Here is a 20,968-nt window from a genome sequence, read left to right as displayed (position 1 = left end):
CCAGTGACATCAACTGCCACCCTAGCAAGTTCAGTTGATGCCACAGGATGCCCCGCGCCGACAAGACAAAACGAGCGCCGGTACTACTGGTCGCCCCGAAGCCATTCGGTCGAACGGGTGATCATTCGGAAAGGACGGATCGAGCATGGTTGAAATGTCCTTTTCCAAGTTGATTGATGTCAGTCCCGACATGGGGCCAGACACTGGCCCTCTTTCCCGAACCGATCATCGGGAATCCGCTGAGAACTACAGCGGCGAGCTCTTTCGCCATGATATCTACCGCGTCGCCGAATGTCGGGACGGTATCCAATGGCTGTTTCAGCGCCAGAGGCCCCAGTTTCCAGCCGGGGGAGCGGCGTGGGACACACTCGGGTACTGTGTGTCCAAATCCGGCCTAAACCGGCTCGTCCGCGCGTATATCGCCTGCGACGCTCCGGAATTGGATGCCCTTCCCGAGCATTTCCAGCGGAGGTGCCGCGATGAGTAGGCGTCGATCTCCCAACGGTAAACGGTCGGATGAGGGCCAATATGTCCCTATGTCTTACGCAATGATCAAATCCCCGGCGTGGCGTGCCCTGTCCGGACCTGCAGTGAAGCTCTGGCTGGAGCTTCACACCCGCTTCAATGGCGGCAACAACGGCAAGGTGTTTCTGTCGATGAACGAGGGGCAGAGATACTGGGATTGGGCAAGACCACGGTTCAGCGGGCTTTCGAGGATCTGCAGGACAAAGGTTTCCTTGTGCTGGAGCAAGAAGGTGACTGGTACCATCGCCGGGCTCACGAGTGGCGGTTGACGGCCAAGGCGACCCAGACCCGATCCGGTAATAAAGCCGCCACCAATGACTGGCGGTTCTGGCAGCCCGAAAAAACAAAACGCGGTTCTGAGACGGACCCGTCAGCATCCTCTGTAGTTCCGTTTGAGAACCCAAAGACTTCCAATGGTTCCAAGTCAGAACCCGTCAGGCCGGTTTCTCGCCGGTCCGTCGGTTCTGAAACGGAACACTAATACTAACCACTCCCTGTTACGCGAGGCGGACATGAGCAAGACACAGAAAGACAGTGGCAGCGATCTGCAGACAAAGAACTCCGAGCTTACCGAAACGGAGACCAATGCGATTGCGGATTTGAAGGAACGGAAGAGATCACGCGTTCGGGCCCTGGACATCAAGTTGGACTTCGAAGAAGAAACGCGACGGCTCACCGTCGGGCACAAAGGGAAAGACCCAAACGCAGCCTGTGCCTTGGCGATGCATGAGCTCGGCACCGTAGATTACCGGTTCTTCGAAGGTGTCATGGACCAAGTAGCCGTACTCGGGCAACAGGATAGCTCTGTCTCCGAGACCGCATCGAACTTTGTGATGTCGGTTGTTGCTGGGGTTAAGCCGCAGGACGAGATCGAAGCCATGCTTGCGATCCAAGTGGGTGCGATCCATCAGGCTACGATGATGATGGCACGGCGCCTGAACCATGTAAAAACTCTCCCGCAGCAAGATTCAGCGGAGCGGGCACTCAATAAACTCGCACGGACCTTCACGAGCCAGGTTGAAACCCTGAAACGGTATCGATCCAAGGCAGGTCAAACCGTCCGGGTCGAACGCGTTGAAGTCAATGAAGGTGGGCAGGCAATCGTTGGTAACGTCCAAAACAGGGGGCGGGGCGATGACAAAAAGTGACGACAACCTCATGGACCCCACTAAACGGCTCAATGATGCGCCCAGATGCACCGCCACGGCGAAGTCCAGTGGTATGCGGTGCCGCGCACCCGCCGTTCGAGGCTGGAGTGTTTGTCGCATGCATGGGGCTAGAGGTGGGCACGCTGCTGGGTCAAGCCATCCGTCGTGGAAGCACGGAGAAAGATCACGAAGTACCGAGCGGACCCGCAAAACGATCAGCGAACTGATCCGCGCCGACAAGGAACTACAGAAATTGATCAACTGATTAGGGAATGAAAAGTGAAGGCAGAGCATACATTTGCACCAAAGGCAGCAAATGGCTGCTCAGAGCCCAAACCAGCCGAAATGAAATCGCGTCCTTTGCTAATAGTCGACTTGATCGACAGGCCCGCCAGAAAAATAAAGACATGCCTTGGCTCAAGACTAAAAATTACTTGGTTGCACCAACGCAGGGATTTGAACGGGACGCGCCAACGCGCCCCGTTCACTGTTTAATGAGCTCTGACGAGTTCTACGCGTCGGTTTAGCGCACGGCCCTCTTCGGTTTCGTTGCTCGCAATCGGGGCAAGGAAGCTGGCACCTGCCGAGAACAAACGTGCGCTGTCTATACCGTAATCGCCCCGCCACTCAAAGTGGCGAGGTTTTTGCCTAATCAATTACTCTACCAATTCGAGATCACCTGGCTTCCACGATTTGTCGAACCAAGGTTCGAGCGGCCCATATAGCCGCATCATTACATTAAAGCTTCTCCCAGGCGCAGTTTCTGCCCAGTTGTTTTCCCAACCTTCGGGCGCTTCAGGTCCGAAATAGATGGTGTAGCTTCCATCCTCATTAGGCTTGATGCCTTCGCGGTTTGAATCGATACCACCAGCTTGCTGATCCGTTTCAAGGATCGAACGGGTCTGGCCGCTGTAGAGCATGAACGACACGAAGTTTTTTGCTGGAATAGGTGTTGGAAGCGTAATCTTGTACGTTTTCGAACCATCCAAGTACTCGCCATTCATATCACGCGCTGTCATGGCATAGACAGAGCCCGACCCCACTGGCGGTGAGGTCATCGCAGGAGTGATGCCTGTGGCCATGTAGAAGAAATATGTCCGGTCATCGAGTATGCGTGCGCCGTCTTCGAGAAAGAGGTAGCTTTGCCGCTGGAAAGGAGAGTTCCACCGCCGGTCTTTATAGAAGAATACGCCGGGATCTCGAGAGGCGTACGTGATTGAGCGCGCTGTCGCATTCGCGATTGCTGCCGCCTCTCTGTAAATTCCTTGCATACGTGCGTCTGGCTCAAAGGGCTCTCCCTTTTTGATTCCAATGGACGCGAAGGTTCCGACGATCTCGGGCGAGAATGCGCCAATCGGATTGTTGTCGAGCGCCACATGTATCTCTTCGAAGAAGTCTTCGTTGTTGGCGTGTACGGTGTTGTGTTGTGTACCTGACATATTGATAAAGGTCTCGGCGGGCCGGTTTTCAGCTTCGCTCAGTGGGTAGACATTCAACCCCGCCTTGATCTCGGCAACCGGCCCTGCCGTGTCTCCGTCTGGCCCAGGCGATCGACGCAACAGCAACCAATGTTCATAGGTTTTTGTACGCAGCTCGAAGTATCCTTCCGGCACAACTGTGTCATCGTCGTTGTGTAGTAAAAGGTATTTGCCACCTTCACCCTTGTCAGCGCCGAGAGCCCCAATGTCGGCGACATATTCGAAGGCGGCATCGTCCAACAGTCCAAGCAAACCAGCCGGTACTTCAATGACCATCGGGCCTTCAGAAACATCAACATTGGAACCAATGTATATTGTTGTCGTATTCGGTGTGAGCCAGATCGAACGCGCATCCAAAAGTGTTTCCGCAATCACAACATCATTGGGTTGCGCACCCAAATCCTCGTACCCCTGAAACATACCCCGAAGCGACGCGATCTTCATTCCGTCGAGGAAAGCAGTGGTCGCTCTCACAAGGTCGAGGTTGTCGAATGTCTTCTGAACCGTGTCTGGTGAAGGCATTCCGTCAAAGAACTCCAAAGTCCCGAGTGTATTGGTTTCAACTTGGTCTGGCGTCAGAACGTTCTCGGGTACTTTTGCAGCATATTCCGCGTCTGATTGTGAAGGCAGTGCAATTTCGTTTTGAACTGTGCCTCCTTGCTCCATGAGTTCTTCATCGAGCAACACAAATTCCACACGACGGTTCAATGCACGTCCCTCATCCGACAGGTTTGATGCAACCGGCGCGATTGGACCTGCTCCCATTGCGACCAGTCGTTCCGCTGCTACGTTGTAGGGCTCAGCCATCAGTGCATTGCGTACGGCCGTAGCTCTGCGCTCAGCAAGGTCGATGTTGTAGGTGAAATCGCCCACTGAGTCTGTATGCCCCACGATCGCCAGTCGCATTTCCGGCAATGTCGCCATTGCACTTGCGACCTTGAACAACACTTCTGGCGATGTGCCACTCAGTGCGTCGCTGTCGGTTTCAAAAAATCCGCCGCTCATCGAGACGCGACCATCTTCGCGCAGAGCGGATACTACGGCGGCATCCGTAAGCTCACCAACCGCTCGCGCCCTTTCTTGGCCGAACTGTTGCGCCTTAATCGGTCCCGCCGTAACTGCGAGCGCAAGTACCATCGCAGTCAGACCAGTCTTTAAGCTTATCATTCTGGTTCTCCCCCTTTTTTTCGTTGACTTTTTTCACAACACTTTGGCTTTGCTTTTGGAGAAACGTCGTTCCTAGGAATGCGACGCCTCTCCGATTGCTGATCGATGGGTTGGTGCCAATACGGATCAGCGCCCATACTCAATTGCGAAGCCGTTCAGCTAGTTGACCTTTTCCAAGTCTGGCAATTGCCAGCCGCTTTCAAGCCACCCTTCCTCCGGGCCGTAGAGGCGGAACAAAAGGAAGTACGGTTCAGTAGTTGGTATCCAGTTACTTTCCTGTCCCTCTGGTGCTTCTGGGCCAAAGTAGATGTCGTACGAACCGTCATCGTTGACTTGCATAGTGTCGGTATCACGCTCTGAAAGGCCCACAGGTTCAACATTTCGGATGAAGCTCTTGGTCTCCATCGAGTAGACTATGACTGACCAAAAATCCTCGGCCGGAGTGTCCGCCGGAACGTTCAGCTTGTAAGTCAGATTGTGGTCGTACATTTCGCCATCGCTGTCCCGCAAACCGGTCAGGTAGAATGTTCCACCGCCAAGTTGCTTGGGCAGGTATGTGATCCAGAAGTAGCTGCCGCCTGCACGCGCATCGACGAGAACCTCGGTGTCTGTTTCATATGGAAACCCCAGCTCCGCCTGGCCCTCGGCGAAATCCCAGATCAGCCATTGGGACCTGAGCTCATTATTTTCGTCGACCCAAAGCGGTAGCATCGCCTTGCCGGGTGTCACGAAGTAATGCTGCATCGAAGCATAGGCCAACAACAACCCCTCTTCCATTGCCTGCACTTGCCGCTCGTTTGGCTCGAAGGGCTTGCCTTTCTCGATGCCTAGATCCTTCAGAAGACTCACCATGACCTTGTCCTGAGGACGGACCGGGTTGTTTTGGACGTAGTCGTTCAGATCTTGAAAGAAGGTTTCGTTGTAGTACGGCAGCGAGTCATAGGGTACATCCGACGCTTCATGATAAGTGTTCGCCGGCGGGTTGTCGGCTTCGGACAGGTAGTAGACTTTGATTGTCTGCGCGTATTCGGCCGCATCAGCATCTGTTCCACCATTGGTGAGCTTTGGCCGGAATGAAAATCCGTATTCGTATGTGTCGGTTTCGAACGGTAGAAACCCTGCTTCGGTCAGGTCTTCGATCGACATTTCGCCATCATAGTCAGGTGGAAGCATTAGATACTTGCCACCGGCTCCCTCATCAAATCCGTCTGGCCCCACGTCGGCGATCGGCACGTCCCAAGCGTTCACTATGGTGCCGAAGTAATTGACCTTTTCGGTCGCGGCGGGAACTTCGATAACGAGGGGACCGGGCTCTGAAGTCATTGAGGCCCAGGCATAGGCGGTCACATCATTGGCGGTCAGAAACCCGTGTTTGGAGTCAAACGGCTTGTTGAGGTAAACAATGTCATTGTAATCGCCGCCTAGATCCCGGCGAATACCTTTTAGGAAGTCGATCATGCCAGCGGCAGGCATGCCCCAGATTGCTGTCTGAGTGGCGCGCTGCACCATGATTTGGTACTCGATGTCTTCGACTTCGCTGGACCGTGCCAGAATATCACCCGTATCATTGAAAGATTGCGCAAATACCGACGTTGTTGCGACCATCGAGCCGACTACAATGGCAAGAATATGCTTCAGCAAGCTTTGGCTTAACACGTTGCGTTTATTGGACATGAATATCCCCCCCCAAGACATACTTCGCCTTTTGATTGCACATTTGCGATTGGAATGCGTATCATTTCACGTCAACACTGCAGATTTTTGGGAAATATATTATGGCGTTACCTGCGATGATTTCTGCTAAAGCACTCGGAGCAATGCCTCAGTTCGTAGTGGAGGTTGCCGGTGAAAAGAGGCTTGCAAAGGCCTTTGACGCTGCAGATTTACCACTTCAATTTGTCGACGAGCGCGATGGATACATATCGGAGTATTCGCTGGCGACGTTTATGCATGAGGCAGCACGTTCAGCGGGACAACAAAACATCGGATTGCTCTGGGCACCGTTCCTGACCGTTGCCGACTATGGAGCATGGGGGCAATACGTATTGTCAGCCCCAAAACTGAGAGATGCTTTGACCCGCGCGTCTGCAGTCATGCCATTTCACTCTTCCACCGACCGTGCGTGGCTTGAGACGGATGGTGACACCTCATTTTATTATTATGAATTCGGGTTGCGTCCGCATCGCGCTTACGCAGACATCGGGTTCTCGGCGATCGGTGTTTTCTTGAGCATTTTTCGGACCTATCTGGGAGGGGGGTGGAACCCGTCAGCGGTTTTGCTGGATTTCCCGAAAGTTCGGAAAGCGCACGAGGTCGAAGACACCTTTGGGTGCCCGATCATTTGGAATGCTCCAAGGCTTGGTGTGGAGTTTGACAACTCCTGCCTGCAATCTGAAACCTTACAATTTTCACCAAAAAACGCACTAATAACCGTTCAGGATATTGCTAGAGAACGCTTCGGAGGCCCGCCCCAAACCTTGCGTGATCAAGTTGCGGAGATTGCACGGCAAAAACTTAACTTGAATGATATCTCCATTGAAACGGCGGCGCGGGCCCTCGACCTTGGTGTACGGACGATGCAGCGCAAGCTTGAGAAAGAAGGTATCGGATTTCGCGAGATCGTGAATGAAGTGCGCATAAACAGGGCCACGGAATTGCTTGCCATTCCATCGTATACGATTTCCGGAATTGCTTCTGATCTGGGATACGACGCAGCCAATAATTTTAGCCGCGCGTTTAAAAATGCGAGAGGCATTTCTCCAACCGAATACCGTAAGAACCTAGGCGATTGGTCTTGATGGCTATTGATGAGAATGCTTTGCAAGCGCGACAAAATCTCGACCTGATGCCATTAGTCCCAGCTTGCATTGCGGCATTGCGGCGAATGGCGGTTTCGTCCGCAGAGTGGTCATTCATACCGCGTGCGGCGAAAGACGGCTTCGAACCCTTTGCGGTCATTCGGCTTGACCTGACGCACGCATTCAAGACAAGCGGCAAAGCTAGGGCCGATCACAGGAAAAATCAGGCCGGGATACCTGCCTTTGCAAGCCCTTCAAGGTAAAGTTCCATTTGATCGTCCCGCTTCAGATAGAACAGCTTCTTTTTTGCGAATGACCGCGAGAATTTCGGCTCTTGCACCATTAAGTTATGCACCATCTTCGCCAAATCTTTGTCCCGGCCGAGATTGGCAAGCGCCACGACTGCATGCGCGGTAGCCCAGTATTGGCAATTTGGTACATCGCGAGCCCGCTCTGCCCAGTCCAGAGCTTTCTCGAACTGGTGATCGAAAAGCAGAGTCAGCGCGCCATAACTCAGAAAAGCCCAAAGCTGCGGATGGTTGGGGCTCATCTCCACGGCTTTCTCGAAATTAGCAATCGCCTCTTCGTATCGTCCCTCATAGGAAAGTGAGTCTCCCAATCCGCAATATGCTGGGGCCAGCGTCGGGTTCAATTTGATTGCGGTTTCATTCTCAGCCAGCGCGCTGCGGTATTCCCGGCGGGCCAATTGGACTCTGCCCATCAGCATGTAGAGCAGCGCATTCTGGTTATCCATTGAAACGGCGGTGCGTGCGGCAGCCAGCGCTTCGTCCATAAGGGCAGAATCCGGTTCCGTGTCCCAATACACCATCCCGAGAATCGTGGCATAGGCCCACCAAGCATGTGCCTCGGGAAAACTGGGGTCCAGTTCGCGACTTTGGAGAAACAACCTCTGAGCTTCACGGTTGCTTACGGCAGTAAACTTGTAAAAGTGCGCAAGCCCAAGATGATAGCAGTCCCAGGCATGGGGGTTTCGGCGCGGCGAATCTTCTAACTTGCGCCGGATCGCATTTCCGACCTCGGGCTCCAGTCTGCCAACAATTGTCTCCGTGATCTCGTCCTGAACATCGAAGATGTCTTCCAACTGACGGTCATATTTTTCCGCCCACACGTGGTTGCCAGTCGATGCGTCAATCAGCTGAACCGTGACTCGAATACGCGCACCCGCTTTCCTGACCGAGCCTTCGACAACGTAGTCGGCGTCCAAGTCATCGGCGAGCTGCCGAACATTCGGGGATTTTCCCTTGTAGGCAAAGGTCGTGTTGCGCGCGACGACCTCGAGCCAGTGGTGTTTCGACAGAGCAGTAATTATGTCTTCGGACAACCCGTCCGAAAAATATTCCTGTTCGGGGTCGCCTGAAATGTTGTCAAATGGCAATACGGCGATTGCAGTTCCGTCAGGGGACCCAGGCGGTTCAAAATCATCAAGCGGATCTACAGACTCGGCGTTCCCCCACCACCAGACTGGCACCGGTCGATCAATGTTCTTAAGCTCACGGTTTTCTCCGCCTTGGAACGCGCAAGCCGTTTTGCTGTCCAGGCATTCATAGGCGGAGCCGGAGATAAGAACCTGCCCGGCTTCGGCAAGCGCTTCCAAACGAGCGGCGACGTTAACGCCGTTACCAAAGACATCATCCTCCTCGAAAACGACTTCACCTGTGTGTATCCCAATTCTCAACTTCAGCGTATTCTCGCTGGCCAAAGAGTTCTGAATGGCGACAGCACAGGTCACAGCGTCAGAGACTGATGGAAACTCGACTATCCAACCATCCCCCATGCATTTCACTAAATTGCCGCGATGCGCGACTACAGAAGGGTCAAAAAGCCCAGATCGAAGCTCTCGCAACGCGCTGAGCGTTCCGCTTTGATCCGAGTTCATAAGGCGGGAATACCCAACCAGATCGGCTGCTAGTATGGCGGTCAGCCTGCGTTTCAGAGGTCATCCTCCTCCGAGCAAAGTGCAATTATCAAAGATTATCATGCGCAGGCTTGGAAAGAAACCGAAGGGCGACTTCGTCCGCAAGACGGCCGCCGGATGAGTAAAGTTGCACCGAAGGCATGAGCAAGGCCATTGGATGTCACAGTCGTGCCAAAGCGCATTAGCAGCGCAACAGCAGCGCTACTGGCCCACGCGTAACAAACTGAATTGGAAGGACTGAGAGCTTCCCCAGGGAGTATGGTGTGTGTGCTTCCGATGCGTGACCAGAGAAATACGATCGCCTAATACCTCGCATAGCCCCTCTGGATCATAGCGAATGATTGGCAAACCGCTGCACTTCTCCGGACCGTCGAGCGCAAACGTTGCGATAATCGCATGGCTACCTGGGAGAAGGCAGCGGTACAACTGGTCCCGGTAGGCGGAACGGTCGTCCGCATCGACAAGGAAATGAAATACGGCGCGATCGTGCCATAGATCATAGCTTCTCTCCGGGCTCCAGGTTGTGACATCGGCTGCGATCCATTCAATCTGCTCGCCTACGGCGCCAAGTTGTCCACGAGATCGATCAAGCGCAGCTTTGGATAAATCGAGCACAGAAACGTCGCTCAGCCCTCTTTCGATCAGGCGTTCTGCGAAGCGTGAAGTGCCTCCGCCTATGTCTATCACGGAGGAGGCATTATCGACGCCGACCACGTCGCAGAGCTCCAACGAGATCGAGGGATCATCCTGATGCCAACTCAGCTGGGTATCGTCTTTCTCGCGGTAGACCTCCTCCCAGTGGCTCACTCTCTCGTCTGCCATGGTGTCTCCACTTAAGCCCTTCAGGTGGTGATCATGTAACTTTAGGTCAATGACTGCAATGTCCGCAGAACGGCCGTTCAGCCGCAGAGCAGCGAATGGCTGCTTCGAGCCCACTCTGACCGATGCTGCGCGATGCCCGAATGACAACAATGCGCAGAAAGCGGACTTTGCAAAGTCCTGCGGGCAGCCCACAGGAGACTTTCATCGAGATGGTTAGCGCTGCGATACAGCTTCCGTTTTCTTACCGTTTGTTCACGGTGCAGCAATTTTGCTACGGAAATGACGAAATCGCAAGAATCTCATGGCCTTGCTGGGCTTGACGGAGGAGGGCGCGGTCAACTTTCCATTGCCCAACAAGGTCGCGCCCCTAGCCAAGATAGCTTGAAGAGCAAAAACCTATTAGACTGGAGTCACTTCAACTGTCCGAGAGGCAGTCATGTCTCATAACGTCGGTGAGTGGCTCGAACAATTGGGCCTTGGCGAATACAGTGAATCCTTCGCCAAAAACAGGATCAAATTTGAGCACCTACCATACCTCGGTGAAGATGATTTAATCGAACTAGGTGTTGAAGCCATGGGCGATCGCAAGTCGTTGTCGCACGCCATCGCTGCTCTTGTTGAAAAAAGAGCTGAACCGTCAGAAACCACGAGCTTGGGAATTAGGTCAACGTCCATGCGTACGGCTGATGCCGAGCGACGACAACTGACTGTAATGTTTTGCGATTTGGTTGACTCAACAGCACTCTCACAACAGCTCGATCCAGAAGACCTGCATGAAGTTATGCGACGGTATCAGGACACAGTGGCCGGTTTGGTTGCCCGTTTCGAAGGCCATGTTGCCAAGTTTCTCGGCGATGGAGTACTCGCTTTCTTTGGCTGGCCGCGCGCATATGAGGACCAAGCGGAGCGTGCTGTTCGCGCAGGAATGGCTGTCACAAAAGCGGTGAAATCTTTAGAAAGTGTTTCCGGCCAAGCACTTACAGCCAGAGTCGGAGTAGCCACCGGAAAGGTCGTAATCGGCGACATAGTAGGCGAAACCACGACAGAAAAGGATGCTGTTGTCGGTGAAACTCCTAACTTGGCTGCCCGGGTGCTAAATGTGGCTTTACCAGGCCAAGTAGTGACAGATGCCTTTACCCACAAACTAATCGGGGGTGCGCTGGATTTTGAAGCACTTGGGGCACGCCGACTCAAGGGATTTGAAAAACCCGTTGCGACTTGGCGGGTGGTCGGTGAGCCTGCAGCCGAGACTCGGTTTAAGTCAGCACACTCCGGTACTCTCAGTCCATTTGTCGGGCGCAAACATGAATTAGACCTGTTAAATCGTGCTTGGCAGTTGAGTCGGGAAGGTACAAGTCAGGTTGTTTTGATAAGCGGGGAGCCTGGGATAGGGAAATCCCGATTGTTAGAAGCAATGCGCGAAGAGTTTGACGGAACGGACTACGCACGGATAACGATCAGCTGCTCACCCCATCATACAACCAGTCCATTTTACCCTCTTATCGTCCACTTGGAGCACGTGTTGCGATTTGCCCGCGAAGATGGAGCCAATGGCAAGTTGGCAAAACTGGAAGGAGCTCTTCGCGGTCTAAACTTACCGTTGATTGAAGTGATACCTTTGCTAGCCTCATTGTTGTCGATTCCGCTTCCTGACGACAGGTATCCGCCAACAAGACTGGCACCGCAGCAGCAAAAATTGCAAACGATGAAAGCAATCGTTGTTTGGCTCTTGGACGAGGCCAGTAAAAGACCGGTCATTTTGGCTTGGGAAGACTTGCATTGGGCGGACCCGTCAACATTGGAGTTGTTGGCGTTCCAACTCGAAAAATCTACAAATGCTCCAATCCTCAATATCCTCACCTTTCGCCCGGAATTTAAACCGCACTGGCCAAGCCGCCGATGCATGCGCCCAATTGTCCTTGATCGTTTGAAGAGGACTGAAGTCGAAAACCTGATAAATTTGCAAACTGGAGGAGATCAACTGCCTCAGGAAATGGTCGAGCATATCGTGGGCAAGACTGACGGAGTGCCACTTTTTGTCGAAGAACTTACCAAAGCGATGTTGGAAGCGAGTTTCGTACAAAAGCGAAATGGACGTTTCGAGTTAAAAGGCCAGCTGTCGGATACAGCTGTCCCAGCAACGTTGCAGGACTCCCTCATGGCAAGATTGGACCAGTCTCCCAAATTACGAATGATAGCGCAATTTGGTGCCGTACTTGGTCGAGAATTCGACTATGAAATGCTGCTTGCTGTTTCTTCAATTGAAGATGAGGAATTGCAACTAGAATTGGCTCGACTCGTGGGCGCTGGGCTGCTTCAACAACGGGGAAAACCGCCTCACGCGAAGTATGAATTTAAGCATGCGCTAGTCCGTGACACTGCGTATGCGTCTTTGCTGAAGGCGAAACGGCGACGATTGCACGCTCTTTCAGCAGAGGTAATCGAAACAATGCGTCCAGAGATTGCGGACAAAAGGCCAGAAACATTGGCCTACCATCTTTTGGAAGCAGGCAAGCATGATGCCTCGATTAAATTCTGGATCAAAGCCGGTGAGAAAGCGATAGCTCGTTCTTCAAACGTGGAGGCTATAGCGCATTTTAACATTGGGTTGAAATTGGTTCCCGCCATTGATCATCCAACCAGAAAGATGGAGGTTGAGTTAGAGCTACAATCCAAATTGGCTGTCCCTCTGACATTCTCAAAGGGCTGGACAGCGCCGGAAGTGAGGAGGGCGTATCAGCGAGCGCGCAAACTTTGTGACCGCCTTGGCCGAACGGAAGACTTGTTCCCAATTCTGAGGGGGTATTGGAACTATCGCCTCTCCAGAGGAGAACACCGACACGCTTTGAACCTTGCAGAGAAGCTGGGTTCTCTCGCTAAACAAGAGGGCAATGCGCAGCGGCGTGCACTTGGACACAGAGTGCTCGGCACGAGCCTATTCTTCGTAGGCCAATCCAAGGAAGCTGCGAAACACCTTCAAGCGGGTATAGAAATAGACGACGCTCTTTGCGAACGGCAACGTCGGGAAGAAGTTGCGATTCATGGCGATAGCGCTGGTGTTATTTGTAGGTTGTACTCAGCCTGGAATTTGTGGTTGAGCGGGTTCCCAGACAGTGCCATCCATATGGCAGAAGAAGGGCTCTCTTTCAGCCAAGGTCTGTCGGTCAGCCATTGTGTCGGTTGGGCGCTGAGCTTCAAGGCTGTTATTCTCAATCACCGCAGGGAGTTCGCGGCTTCTCTGTCCGCATCTGAAGCGGCCGTCACGCACGCCCGGAAACATGGTCTGGCGGCTTGGCTTGCCTTTGGAGGAATGTGCCGGGGCCGCGCTCTATGTGGGTTGGGAGAGTATGAGGAGGGTTTGGACCAGTTGAGAACCGGGCTGAAAAAATGGCACGAAACGGGCGCGGGGCTTGGTGATACTCAATGGCTTGCTTTCCTTTCTGCAAGCTGCATTGACGCATGCCACTTTGACTCGGCATGGGCTGCCATGGAAGAAGCCAAAGCTATTAGATCTTCAAACCAAGAACGCTTTTTCCTTGCTGAGCTGGAACGGTTAAAAGGCATCCTACACTTAGAATCTGGTGACGCTGCTAGCGCGGAACTGCAGTTTCAAAAGGCGATTGATCGAGCGCACGCGCAACATGCAAAATCACTGGAGTTACGAGCAGCTACCAGTCTTGCTTTACTGTGGCGAGACCAAAACTGCGAGTCCCGGGCAAGATCACTACTGGCACCAATTTGCAGCTGGTTTTCTGAAGGCTTTGAGACACCTGATTTTTTGGACGCCAATGCTCTACTCAAACAGTAAAGCACCTCCCTTCGTTGCGGGAGTGGCGAACGTTTCCAAACGACGGTTTCTGAATCACTTGTTGATTTTTGTGCGGCTGGTTTATCCGCTTTGAGCCTGTTGAAGATCCTAGAGTGAAGGCCGGCTTTGGGCTGACTGCGGTCCTTTGGAGTAAAAATGCGGATGGCAGCAATGTCCGCATAGCTGCCATGAGACTACCCTGCGACGAATGTCCGCTGTGAGCCCAAAGCAGACATAGCCTGAAGCTTATAATGAGTGGTATTAAGACAATCAGCGTCTGAGAAAACATGACACCGCACTTGGTAGATATCCCAATTCTCGAAACACAGCGGCTACGCCTTCGCGCACCGCTGGCGTCTGATTTCGAGCCATTCGCCGAGTTCCGAATGTCTGAACGGGCTGTGACGGTTGGCGGTCCTTTCACTCGCTCAGAGGTCTATGCTCAATTCGGTGAACTGTTTGGCCATTGGGTTCTGCGTGGATTTGGTCGTTGGATCGTCGCAGACCGCTTATCTGATGAGCCTTTTGGGGTGGTAGGGTTGTGGTTTCCCGAAGGTTGGCCTGAGCCTGAAGTTGCTTGGTCAGTCTTCGAAGGCGGCGAGGGTAAGGGCATCGCTTTCGAAGCCTCGCTTGCGGCTCGCGAATTTGCGTATTCAACTTTCGGCTGGACGACCGCAATCAGCTTGATCGTCGATAACAATCCCCGATCTTTTGCCCTGGCAAAACGCTTGGGCGCTAAATTTGAGGCGCCTTTTCATCACCCTGTGCTTGGAGCGATGCAAATCTGGCGTCATCCCGGGCCAGAAAGTTTGCCATAGCTCTCCGAGTTCGTAGACCAGAGATTCGTGCATTCCATCACAAAATCAAAGTTGGCCTGTTAGTGGGGCTAACAGCAGATATAATCATATAACTCTTTGTAATTGAATAATTTTTGGTAATTTTTTGGTGCGGGTGGAGGGACTTGAACCCCCACGCCTTGCGGCGCCAGAACCTAAATCTGGTGCGTCTACCAATTTCGCCACACCCGCACGACCGGACCGAAGTACCGGATTGACGTGCTCAATAACAAAGGCCGTGGACAAGTGCGAGAGGGAAATTCGCCTGCGACAAAGTTTTATTGACCAAGATTCCGCAACAATCCGGACAAATTTTTGCGTCACACCAGCCGTGCCACATCGTGGCTCACAAGGGGCTAAAGACAATATCCAAGTCGTCGGCCCCTGATCCTATTGAGATTTAGTTAATTCTCAACTTGGTGGAATTGAGTAGATTCGATGACTTTCGAAGAATTATCGTTTTTCAATTGTTGTTAATTTATGAACACTCCAAATCTGACAAGAAAGTTTAACTCGCTTACGTTGAGTAGATTGCGTGCGGGAAAGATATTTCAAAGTACCTTGAGTACTTGGGGCTTTAACAAAGACAAAGATTCAACCGGGTAGTAAACTCCAACGTCATAATAAAATTTCTAAAAATCATAATGTTACTTACTATCTAGATGACGAAAGCAAGCCAACTTCTGACGGCGTATACACCACTTGATCCAAGGCCTTGAAATCGAGTCGGCGCTGAAACTCGACCAGGAGTTGAGCCATTTATCAGCCTAGCACCATATTTGCGCCACAATTCAAACGCCAAAAAATCTTATTCGCGTCAAAATAACACCGCCTTACCAACAATGATGGACAGCGGGTGTTAACGAGTCTTTTTGCCCACGGGCATAGTACGAGTTTCTTTTTGCTCAACTCGAATACGAGGGTCTTAGCCATGACCAATATGATGAACGCTGCTGCTACTGAGCAAGACGCCGTTGGCCTTGCCCGCGAAAGTTTTCTTGGTGAACTGAAGTCCCTGAACAGGGATCACCCGAACACTGGCTTTGGTGTGTCATTGCGCACACATTCCGGGGGTCACTACCTGCTGGCCAATTCCCGCATGCCGCTGCCCAAGACCAAATCAAAAAGCTTCCCGACCGGACGTCGTCTGGCCCTGTTGGAAAACTGTGACCAGTTTAGTTCGATCGAAGTGCTTGCTGATTCCCAGGCCTATGAGTCGATATCACCCAGTGACGAGGCCGCAATTTTGGGCAACGCGCTGAATCTGATTGCCCGGATCGACATTTTGACCAGCTCTCATGACGGTCAGGACCACCACCCCATCGCTGCCACTGGAACCGGAGGCTGATCTATGGCCCGAAACGACCATCTTCTGTCCGTAGGAAACGAGGCGCTGACGCCGATGACCTCGGCCATGACTGCGCTGTCTACGCAGATCGACCAATTGACAGAGGTGGCGGATGCGCGATCCTCAGCGCGTCTTGCTACGCTCAAGACGAAGATGGAGAATTTTACGGCCAGTGTGACACTGGTCGGGCAGGTCAAGGCAGGCAAATCCTCGATCGTGAATATTCTGGCCGGGCGCCCTGCCCTGCTGCCATCGGATGTGAACCCGTGGACCTCGGTGGTGACCACACTGAACATCAACACCCGTACCGAAGGCGACAAAAGGGCCAAGTTCACCTTTTTCGAACAGGAAGAATGGGACAGCCTGATGGTCGGTGGCGGCCGTTTGGGTGAGCTGGCCAACCGCGCCGGGGCTGATGACGAAATGGAAGATATCCGCCGTCAGATCGGCGAGATGAAGGCCAAATCCGAATCCCGTCTGGGTCAGCATTTCGACCTGATCCTGGGACAAAGCCACCAGTATGATTATTTCGACGATGAGCTGATCCAGCGCTATGTCTGTTTGGGCGATGAAGACGATCCGGATATCAATCCGAAAACCGGGCGCTTTGCCGACGTCACCAAATCGGCGGAACTGTTCATGGACATTCCGCAATACCCGATCTCGCTGAAGCTCTGCGACACACCCGGTGTCAACGATACCTTTATGGTGCGCGAGCAAATCACACTGCGCAGCCTGCGCGGATCTGAAGTCTGTGTCGTTGTTTTGGCCGCCAGCCAGGCGTTGACCACCATGGACATGGCTCTGATGCGGATCATCGCACAGTTCGAAAACCGACAGATTATTTTGTTTGTGAACCGCATCGACGAATTGTCCGATCCGGTCAATCAGGTGCCCGAAATTCGCGACCGCATTCAGGACACGCTGAAACAGAACAATATCGACGCCAACACCAGCGTTGTGTTCGGCAGCGCCCTTTGGGCCGAAGCCGCCCTGACCGGCAACCCTGACATCCTTACGGAAGAGTCGCGGGAAGCTCTGAACACGTTCTATCTGGCCGCAGGGTTTGGTGATCAGGCCCCGTCGCTGGATAAAATCTGGGCTTTGTCGGGCCTGCCTGACCTGTTGCTGGCGATGAATGAACGGATTGCTGACGGGGCAGGAACGCGCCTGCTGGATCGTGTCCGGCATCGGGCTCGCAATATCGCAAGCCAAATTCGGGCAACCGCAGTGGCCAAGAATTTGTCAGACGGGCAAGGCGTTGTGCGGGATCTGGACGGGGTGCCACCCGAAGAAGCCATCGCCAAGGTAACCAAAGAATATGACAAGAAAGCAGCTGAACTGACGACCACACTGCGCGACAAAGTTCTGGAACGTCTGAAATCGTCCGAAGCGAACTTTGTAAAACGCGCGACAGACTCGCTGATCGCGCATCTCGAGCAAAATGGCGAGGACGGCACCTGGCAATATGACCCTGCAGGTCTGCGTACATTACAAAAAGCGGCCTATTTCAGCTTTGCCCGGTCGATGCGCAAAGAAGCCAGCGCGCTTTACAGTACCGCAGCAACAGATGTTGAGGCGCTGTATCAGAAGCTGCTGGGCAACCATCTGGGCGAATTCAGCATCGAAGCACCAATCGTACCCCGCGTGCCACCACCGCTGGGCATCGGGCGCACCATCGCGTTGGACTTGCAAAGCACATGGTGGCGTCGCTGGTGGCAACGTCGCAAAGGGTTCGAGGCATATGCCGCCGACTACACCCGTCTGATCGCGTCCGAGGCGAATTCGATCACCAAGGACCTTGAGGAAAATCAGATCGCGGCCGTCCTGGAAAACGTCCGGGCCGGGTTGTCGGATTTCCTGCGCGAGCAGGCTGAAACCCTACTGAATATCTCGGCCTCGGCCGAACAAGACCCAGGCCAGGCCGCTTTGATGGCGGGTCTGACGCCCAAGAAATCGCGCGACGATATCCTGGGCGACATCCTGAAAGATCTTAGTAACGAGGCAGCATAAGTAGCGACATGGCAAAAGATACACAAACCCGCTTCGTCTCTCCTAAGGCATGGGAACGCATCGAGCAGTGGTCCCGGCGCAAACCGATCTTTGCGTTGATGGGAGAATTCAGTGCCGGGAAATCGACGCTGATGAACTTTTTGCTGCGCTCACATGCGTTGCCAACTCAGGTCACGGCCACGCAATTGCCCCCTGTCTGGTTCAGTTGGGGCAAATCATCGGCCTATGTGCAGCGCCATGATGGCAGCCGCGAAAACATCACCTTGGATCAACTTGGAACTGTCGGGGTTAACGACGTCCAATTCGTTCGCATTTTCGTGGAATCTGACATTCTGGAAGCAGTGGATTTGATCGACACCCCAGGCATCTCAGACCCTAAAATCTCAAGTGACGTCTGGCGTCGCGCGGTCGGGCAGGCCAATGGCGTGTTGTGGTGTACTCATGCCACGCAAGCCTGGCGCGAGACTGAGCGGGCGACTTGGGTATCTTTACCCGAACGTCTCCAGCATAACTCATTGCTGTTGGTAACGCGCGCAGACGTTCTAAGCCAGAAAGATCGCCAGAAAGTACTACGCCGCGTAAACCGCGAGGCAGGCCACTTGTTCAACCGATCAATCCTGTTTTCGGCCCGTGATGCGATTACTGCCCGTGACAAAAGCGGTGACACCGAACTGTGGGCACGCAGCGGTGGTGGCAAGATGGTGGACAGTTTCCTCGAGATCACGGAACAGATTATGGATAACCGTGCCGACATGCTGGCGCGCTATCAGATCGACAACGGTCTGTCAGGCGATATTCGCGTTAAGCCAATTCGTCCTAAGCGGAAAGAAGAAGAGGCTGAAGAACCGGCACCGTTGAAACTGGTAGACCCGGTTGCCGAGTCTGATTCAGCGACAGAAAACGAAGTGGTCACAAACTTCCCAATCCGCCCCACTCGTGTCGAGCGTCGCGGCCGCGATTCCAACCGCGAAGAGCGTATAGACGCAGCAGAAGCTGATCGCCTTCGCGCCGAGATGGTGACGGAAACGCAGCCTGACGAACCGATCCATGAGGTTCAGGATGACGAGCTGCGCACCTTTTTCCGCGACACGCCGGATAACAATCTAAGCTTATCCGAACACGTTCGGTCGTTCGAAGAGGAAGACTCATTCGATTTGTTGGATGAGGATGAATTGGACGAGGATGACGACACCAACCTCCTCTCGGAAACAGATACAACGGAATCTGTTGAAAATTCCGATACATCAGACCCTTTCATCTCATCTTTGGAAGACAAGCTGGCGGACACGCCCGATCAGGTTGAATCCTCAGAGCAAGCCGCAGAAGGACAGCGTGCAGATGTTTCGGTCTCGTCAATCACGGCATTGATGGCGGAACAGTCCAAGGACAATGATGACGAGTATGAACCCGAACCGGAATCTAACGGTCTTGTGGACATGCAGGTTGTACCTCTGACCAACACCGCGGCAGCTGATCAGGCAGAGCCAGCCGAGGCAAGTGATGAAAAACTGGAAGATCTGCTGAATGTCCCTGCAGGCAAGCCGCTTAGCGCAGCCTCAATGTGGCGCGATATTACCGCGGATGAGGAATTGCCCGACGATGCTGAAGGCATGAAGGAGGTATTCAACGCATTCCTCAAGGAATTCGACCAGATCGCAGCCGAACATTATGCCCGTCGCGCCAAGAATCCGATGCATACGGTTCCCAAAGCGTCGAAAAACGGTGGAGCGGAATTCCATGTGTTGTAACGGAATACGCGGGTAGCAAACGATGACAATCGAAGCCGCATTAAAAGCCGCGATGGACACCATACCCGACTGCATTGCAGCCGGGTATGTCGATATGGAAACGGGGATGTTGCTGGCGGCCAACACTTTGGATGCAGACAGCGCAGACGTTCTGGACGTTCTGGCCATTGCCGTGGCCAACTTGTTTCAGGGACGCGGCGTTAGTGGCTTTGAGGAATTGCTGCGTTCCGCTGGAGTTGAAGAAGCGGACAATCCGGGATTTGGGGAAATCGCGGTTTTTTCGAATGATCGACTGCACATCTTTTTGCGGACCAGGGAATATCCCGATCATGCGGTCTGCTACATCTGTCACAACAGCGCCAATGTCGCATTGGCGCTGACGAAATCGCATCTCAGCCTGGGGCCGGTAGCGGCCGCAGTTTAGACGGGACCAGAGGGGGTCACGGCATGATGGATACAGACATACTTGAGTTGCTTGATGATATCGGGCGCGCGTCTGTCGCCCGCCTTAATCCAGCGGTCACCATACCGGGCGAAACGGCCCAAGCGCGGCGAGAAAAAGTGTTGCGGACCATACGCGGCACCATTCTGCCCCGTCGGTTGGAATTCACCGCCGCCAACGGCGATTGCCTTGCAATCGAGGTCAACAGCTCTCGGGTGACGGATGTGTTTCGCGTCCAATCCGGCATCGCCCCGGATTTTGAAACGGAACCGCGTGAGGATCTGGCAATCAAGCTGGCGCAGCTGGTTACTGATATTGCCAGCGCCCCGGCACCTCTTGAGTTGATTTCCCTGCAGCCCGACTCAGCGCTTGAGGCAGATGACGTTGGCATCACTTTCAGCGAAATCGAAGCCGCCTGTGAAAAAATAGAATTACCGGCGGAACCGGTTATTTCCATCGTTCCAGTCGATGCCGAACCAGAAGACAATGTGCCGGTCGCTGAGGGTGAGAATACAGACACTTTGGCCCAGCGTTTCTATGACGGCGCCGAGCGGTTTACGCAGGGGCGTATTCTAGCAACTGGCGCTGACGGGACAGAGATTAATGCAGCTGAAGACTGCGCAGAAAATGGTGCAATGCGCCCGAATTCCGACCTGCTGGCCCGTTTCGTTCGCGATCTTGCGGGGTGGAATGACGACAGCTCTGCCGCGATGGACCATCCGCAGTTGATTGTCATGCGTCCTTCGGGTGGCAAAGGGGCTGGGCTGGCGATCCTGAACAATGGCGAGAACTTCGCAATGGCCGTGCACGAGGCACGCAAGCTGGGTGCGGTCGTCAATCTGTGGACAAATCTGAAGGGGCCGGGCGGATGATTTCGGCCAGAACATTCAATTTTTCGA

Annotated in this window: 15 protein-coding genes and 1 tRNA gene; 11 read left to right on the top strand and 5 right to left on the bottom strand. The window is 53.5% G+C overall.

Features of this window, described 5'->3' with window-relative positions; translation table 11 throughout:
* Positions 1–145 precede the first annotated feature (145 nt).
* From RUE5091_RS10065 to RUE5091_RS10055, 3 genes are all read left to right on the top strand, one after another.
* Positions 146–487 (top strand): hypothetical protein, encoded by a 342-nt coding sequence (locus RUE5091_RS10065; RefSeq protein ID WP_058281755.1) that lies wholly within the window; start codon positions 146–148, stop codon positions 485–487.
* A gap of 195 nt (positions 488–682) precedes the next feature.
* The gene (locus RUE5091_RS23585) at positions 683–1,006 is read left to right on the top strand and encodes a hypothetical protein (RefSeq protein ID WP_243470756.1); all 324 of its coding nucleotides are present in this window, start codon (positions 683–685) and stop codon (positions 1,004–1,006) included.
* 31 nt (positions 1,007–1,037) lie between these two features.
* Positions 1,038–1,673, top strand: a complete 636-nt coding sequence (locus RUE5091_RS10055) for a hypothetical protein (protein WP_058281754.1) — start codon at positions 1,038–1,040, stop codon at positions 1,671–1,673.
* A gap of 656 nt (positions 1,674–2,329) precedes the next feature.
* On the opposite strand, the gene RUE5091_RS10050 is transcribed toward RUE5091_RS10055, so the two are convergent.
* Together RUE5091_RS10050 and RUE5091_RS10045 are read right to left on the bottom strand one after the other, a co-directional pair.
* Positions 2,330–4,318 carry a DUF1214 domain-containing protein gene (locus RUE5091_RS10050; protein WP_082643607.1) on the bottom strand — a complete coding sequence of 663 codons (1,989 nt, stop codon included), beginning with the start codon at positions 4,316–4,318 and terminating at the stop codon, positions 2,330–2,332.
* 159 nt (positions 4,319–4,477) lie between these two features.
* Positions 4,478–5,992 carry a DUF1214 domain-containing protein gene (locus RUE5091_RS10045; protein ID WP_112297163.1) on the bottom strand — a complete coding sequence of 505 codons (1,515 nt, stop codon included), beginning with the start codon at positions 5,990–5,992 and terminating at the stop codon, positions 4,478–4,480.
* 101 nt (positions 5,993–6,093) lie between these two features.
* On the opposite strand from RUE5091_RS10045, the gene RUE5091_RS10040 reads away from it, so the two are divergent.
* Positions 6,094–7,116, top strand: a complete 1,023-nt coding sequence (locus tag RUE5091_RS10040; RefSeq protein ID WP_082643606.1) for an AraC family transcriptional regulator — start codon at positions 6,094–6,096, stop codon at positions 7,114–7,116.
* A 223-nt stretch (positions 7,117–7,339) separates the two neighbouring features.
* On the opposite strand, the gene RUE5091_RS10035 is transcribed toward RUE5091_RS10040, so the two are convergent.
* Both RUE5091_RS10035 and RUE5091_RS10030 read right to left on the bottom strand, forming a co-directional pair.
* On the bottom strand, positions 7,340–9,049 hold the full coding sequence (locus RUE5091_RS10035) for an adenylate/guanylate cyclase domain-containing protein (RefSeq protein ID WP_279385377.1): 1,710 nt from the start codon (positions 9,047–9,049) through the stop codon (positions 7,340–7,342).
* Between the two features lie 204 nt (positions 9,050–9,253).
* Positions 9,254–9,874 (bottom strand): class I SAM-dependent methyltransferase, encoded by a 621-nt coding sequence (locus RUE5091_RS10030; RefSeq protein ID WP_058281792.1) that lies wholly within the window; start codon positions 9,872–9,874, stop codon positions 9,254–9,256.
* 436 nt (positions 9,875–10,310) lie between these two features.
* On the opposite strand from RUE5091_RS10030, the gene RUE5091_RS10025 reads away from it, so the two are divergent.
* Together RUE5091_RS10025 and RUE5091_RS10020 are read left to right on the top strand one after the other, a co-directional pair.
* Positions 10,311–13,682: an AAA family ATPase gene (locus RUE5091_RS10025; RefSeq protein WP_058281751.1), complete on the top strand. Its 3,372-nt coding sequence runs from the start codon at positions 10,311–10,313 to the stop codon at positions 13,680–13,682.
* A 287-nt stretch (positions 13,683–13,969) separates the two neighbouring features.
* On the top strand, positions 13,970–14,500 hold the full coding sequence (locus RUE5091_RS10020; protein ID WP_058281750.1) for a GNAT family N-acetyltransferase: 531 nt from the start codon (positions 13,970–13,972) through the stop codon (positions 14,498–14,500).
* 125 nt (positions 14,501–14,625) lie between these two features.
* Here the strand turns inward: RUE5091_RS10020 and RUE5091_RS10015 are convergent.
* Positions 14,626–14,710: transfer RNA gene (locus RUE5091_RS10015), tRNA-Leu, on the bottom strand.
* A gap of 739 nt (positions 14,711–15,449) precedes the next feature.
* Between RUE5091_RS10015 and RUE5091_RS10010 the strand changes: the two genes are divergently transcribed.
* The 5 genes from RUE5091_RS10010 to RUE5091_RS09990 are packed head-to-tail and all read left to right on the top strand — an operon-like array spanning position 15,450 to position 20,941.
* Positions 15,450–15,866 (top strand): hypothetical protein, encoded by a 417-nt coding sequence (locus tag RUE5091_RS10010; protein ID WP_058281749.1) that lies wholly within the window; start codon positions 15,450–15,452, stop codon positions 15,864–15,866.
* Between the two features lie 3 nt (positions 15,867–15,869).
* Entirely contained in the window at positions 15,870–17,879 is a 2,010-nt protein-coding gene (locus RUE5091_RS10005; protein ID WP_058281748.1) for a dynamin family protein, read from the top strand.
* An 8-nt stretch (positions 17,880–17,887) separates the two neighbouring features.
* Positions 17,888–19,627 (top strand): dynamin family protein, encoded by a 1,740-nt coding sequence (locus tag RUE5091_RS10000; protein WP_058281747.1) that lies wholly within the window; start codon positions 17,888–17,890, stop codon positions 19,625–19,627.
* 22 nt (positions 19,628–19,649) lie between these two features.
* Positions 19,650–20,051 (top strand): hypothetical protein, encoded by a 402-nt coding sequence (locus RUE5091_RS09995; RefSeq protein WP_058281746.1) that lies wholly within the window; start codon positions 19,650–19,652, stop codon positions 20,049–20,051.
* Between the two features lie 23 nt (positions 20,052–20,074).
* Positions 20,075–20,941 carry a hypothetical protein gene (locus RUE5091_RS09990; protein ID WP_058281745.1) on the top strand — a complete coding sequence of 289 codons (867 nt, stop codon included), beginning with the start codon at positions 20,075–20,077 and terminating at the stop codon, positions 20,939–20,941.
* The last annotated feature ends 27 nt before the right edge of the window (positions 20,942–20,968 follow it).

Origin of the sequence: Ruegeria denitrificans (genome assembly GCF_001458295.1) — a bacterium.
GTDB classification, from domain to species: Bacteria; Pseudomonadota; Alphaproteobacteria; order Rhodobacterales; family Rhodobacteraceae; genus Ruegeria; species Ruegeria denitrificans.
Note: the sequence above shows the minus strand (reverse complement) of the source record. Positions and strands in the feature narration are given on the sequence as shown.

Bases quoted from the DNA above. Each gene is read 5' to 3' on its own strand.
- RUE5091_RS09990 (WP_058281745.1), top strand. From the start codon at position 20,075: ATGATGGATACAGACATACTTGAGTTGCTTGATGATATCGGGCGCGCG.
- RUE5091_RS10025 (WP_058281751.1), top strand. From the start codon at position 10,311: ATGTCTCATAACGTCGGTGAGTGGCTCGAACAATTGGGCCTTGGCGAA.
- RUE5091_RS10030 (WP_058281792.1), bottom strand. From the start codon at position 9,874: ATGGCAGACGAGAGAGTGAGCCACTGGGAGGAGGTCTACCGCGAGAAA.
- RUE5091_RS09995 (WP_058281746.1), top strand. From the start codon at position 19,650: ATGACAATCGAAGCCGCATTAAAAGCCGCGATGGACACCATACCCGAC.
- RUE5091_RS10020 (WP_058281750.1), top strand. From the start codon at position 13,970: ATGACACCGCACTTGGTAGATATCCCAATTCTCGAAACACAGCGGCTA.
- RUE5091_RS10010 (WP_058281749.1), top strand. From the start codon at position 15,450: ATGACCAATATGATGAACGCTGCTGCTACTGAGCAAGACGCCGTTGGC.
- RUE5091_RS10000 (WP_058281747.1), top strand. From the start codon at position 17,888: ATGGCAAAAGATACACAAACCCGCTTCGTCTCTCCTAAGGCATGGGAA.
- RUE5091_RS10055 (WP_058281754.1), top strand. From the start codon at position 1,038: ATGAGCAAGACACAGAAAGACAGTGGCAGCGATCTGCAGACAAAGAAC.
- RUE5091_RS10065 (WP_058281755.1), top strand. From the start codon at position 146: ATGGTTGAAATGTCCTTTTCCAAGTTGATTGATGTCAGTCCCGACATG.
- RUE5091_RS10045 (WP_112297163.1), bottom strand. From the start codon at position 5,992: ATGTCCAATAAACGCAACGTGTTAAGCCAAAGCTTGCTGAAGCATATT.
- RUE5091_RS10050 (WP_082643607.1), bottom strand. From the start codon at position 4,318: ATGATAAGCTTAAAGACTGGTCTGACTGCGATGGTACTTGCGCTCGCA.
- RUE5091_RS10040 (WP_082643606.1), top strand. From the start codon at position 6,094: ATGGCGTTACCTGCGATGATTTCTGCTAAAGCACTCGGAGCAATGCCT.
- RUE5091_RS10005 (WP_058281748.1), top strand. From the start codon at position 15,870: ATGGCCCGAAACGACCATCTTCTGTCCGTAGGAAACGAGGCGCTGACG.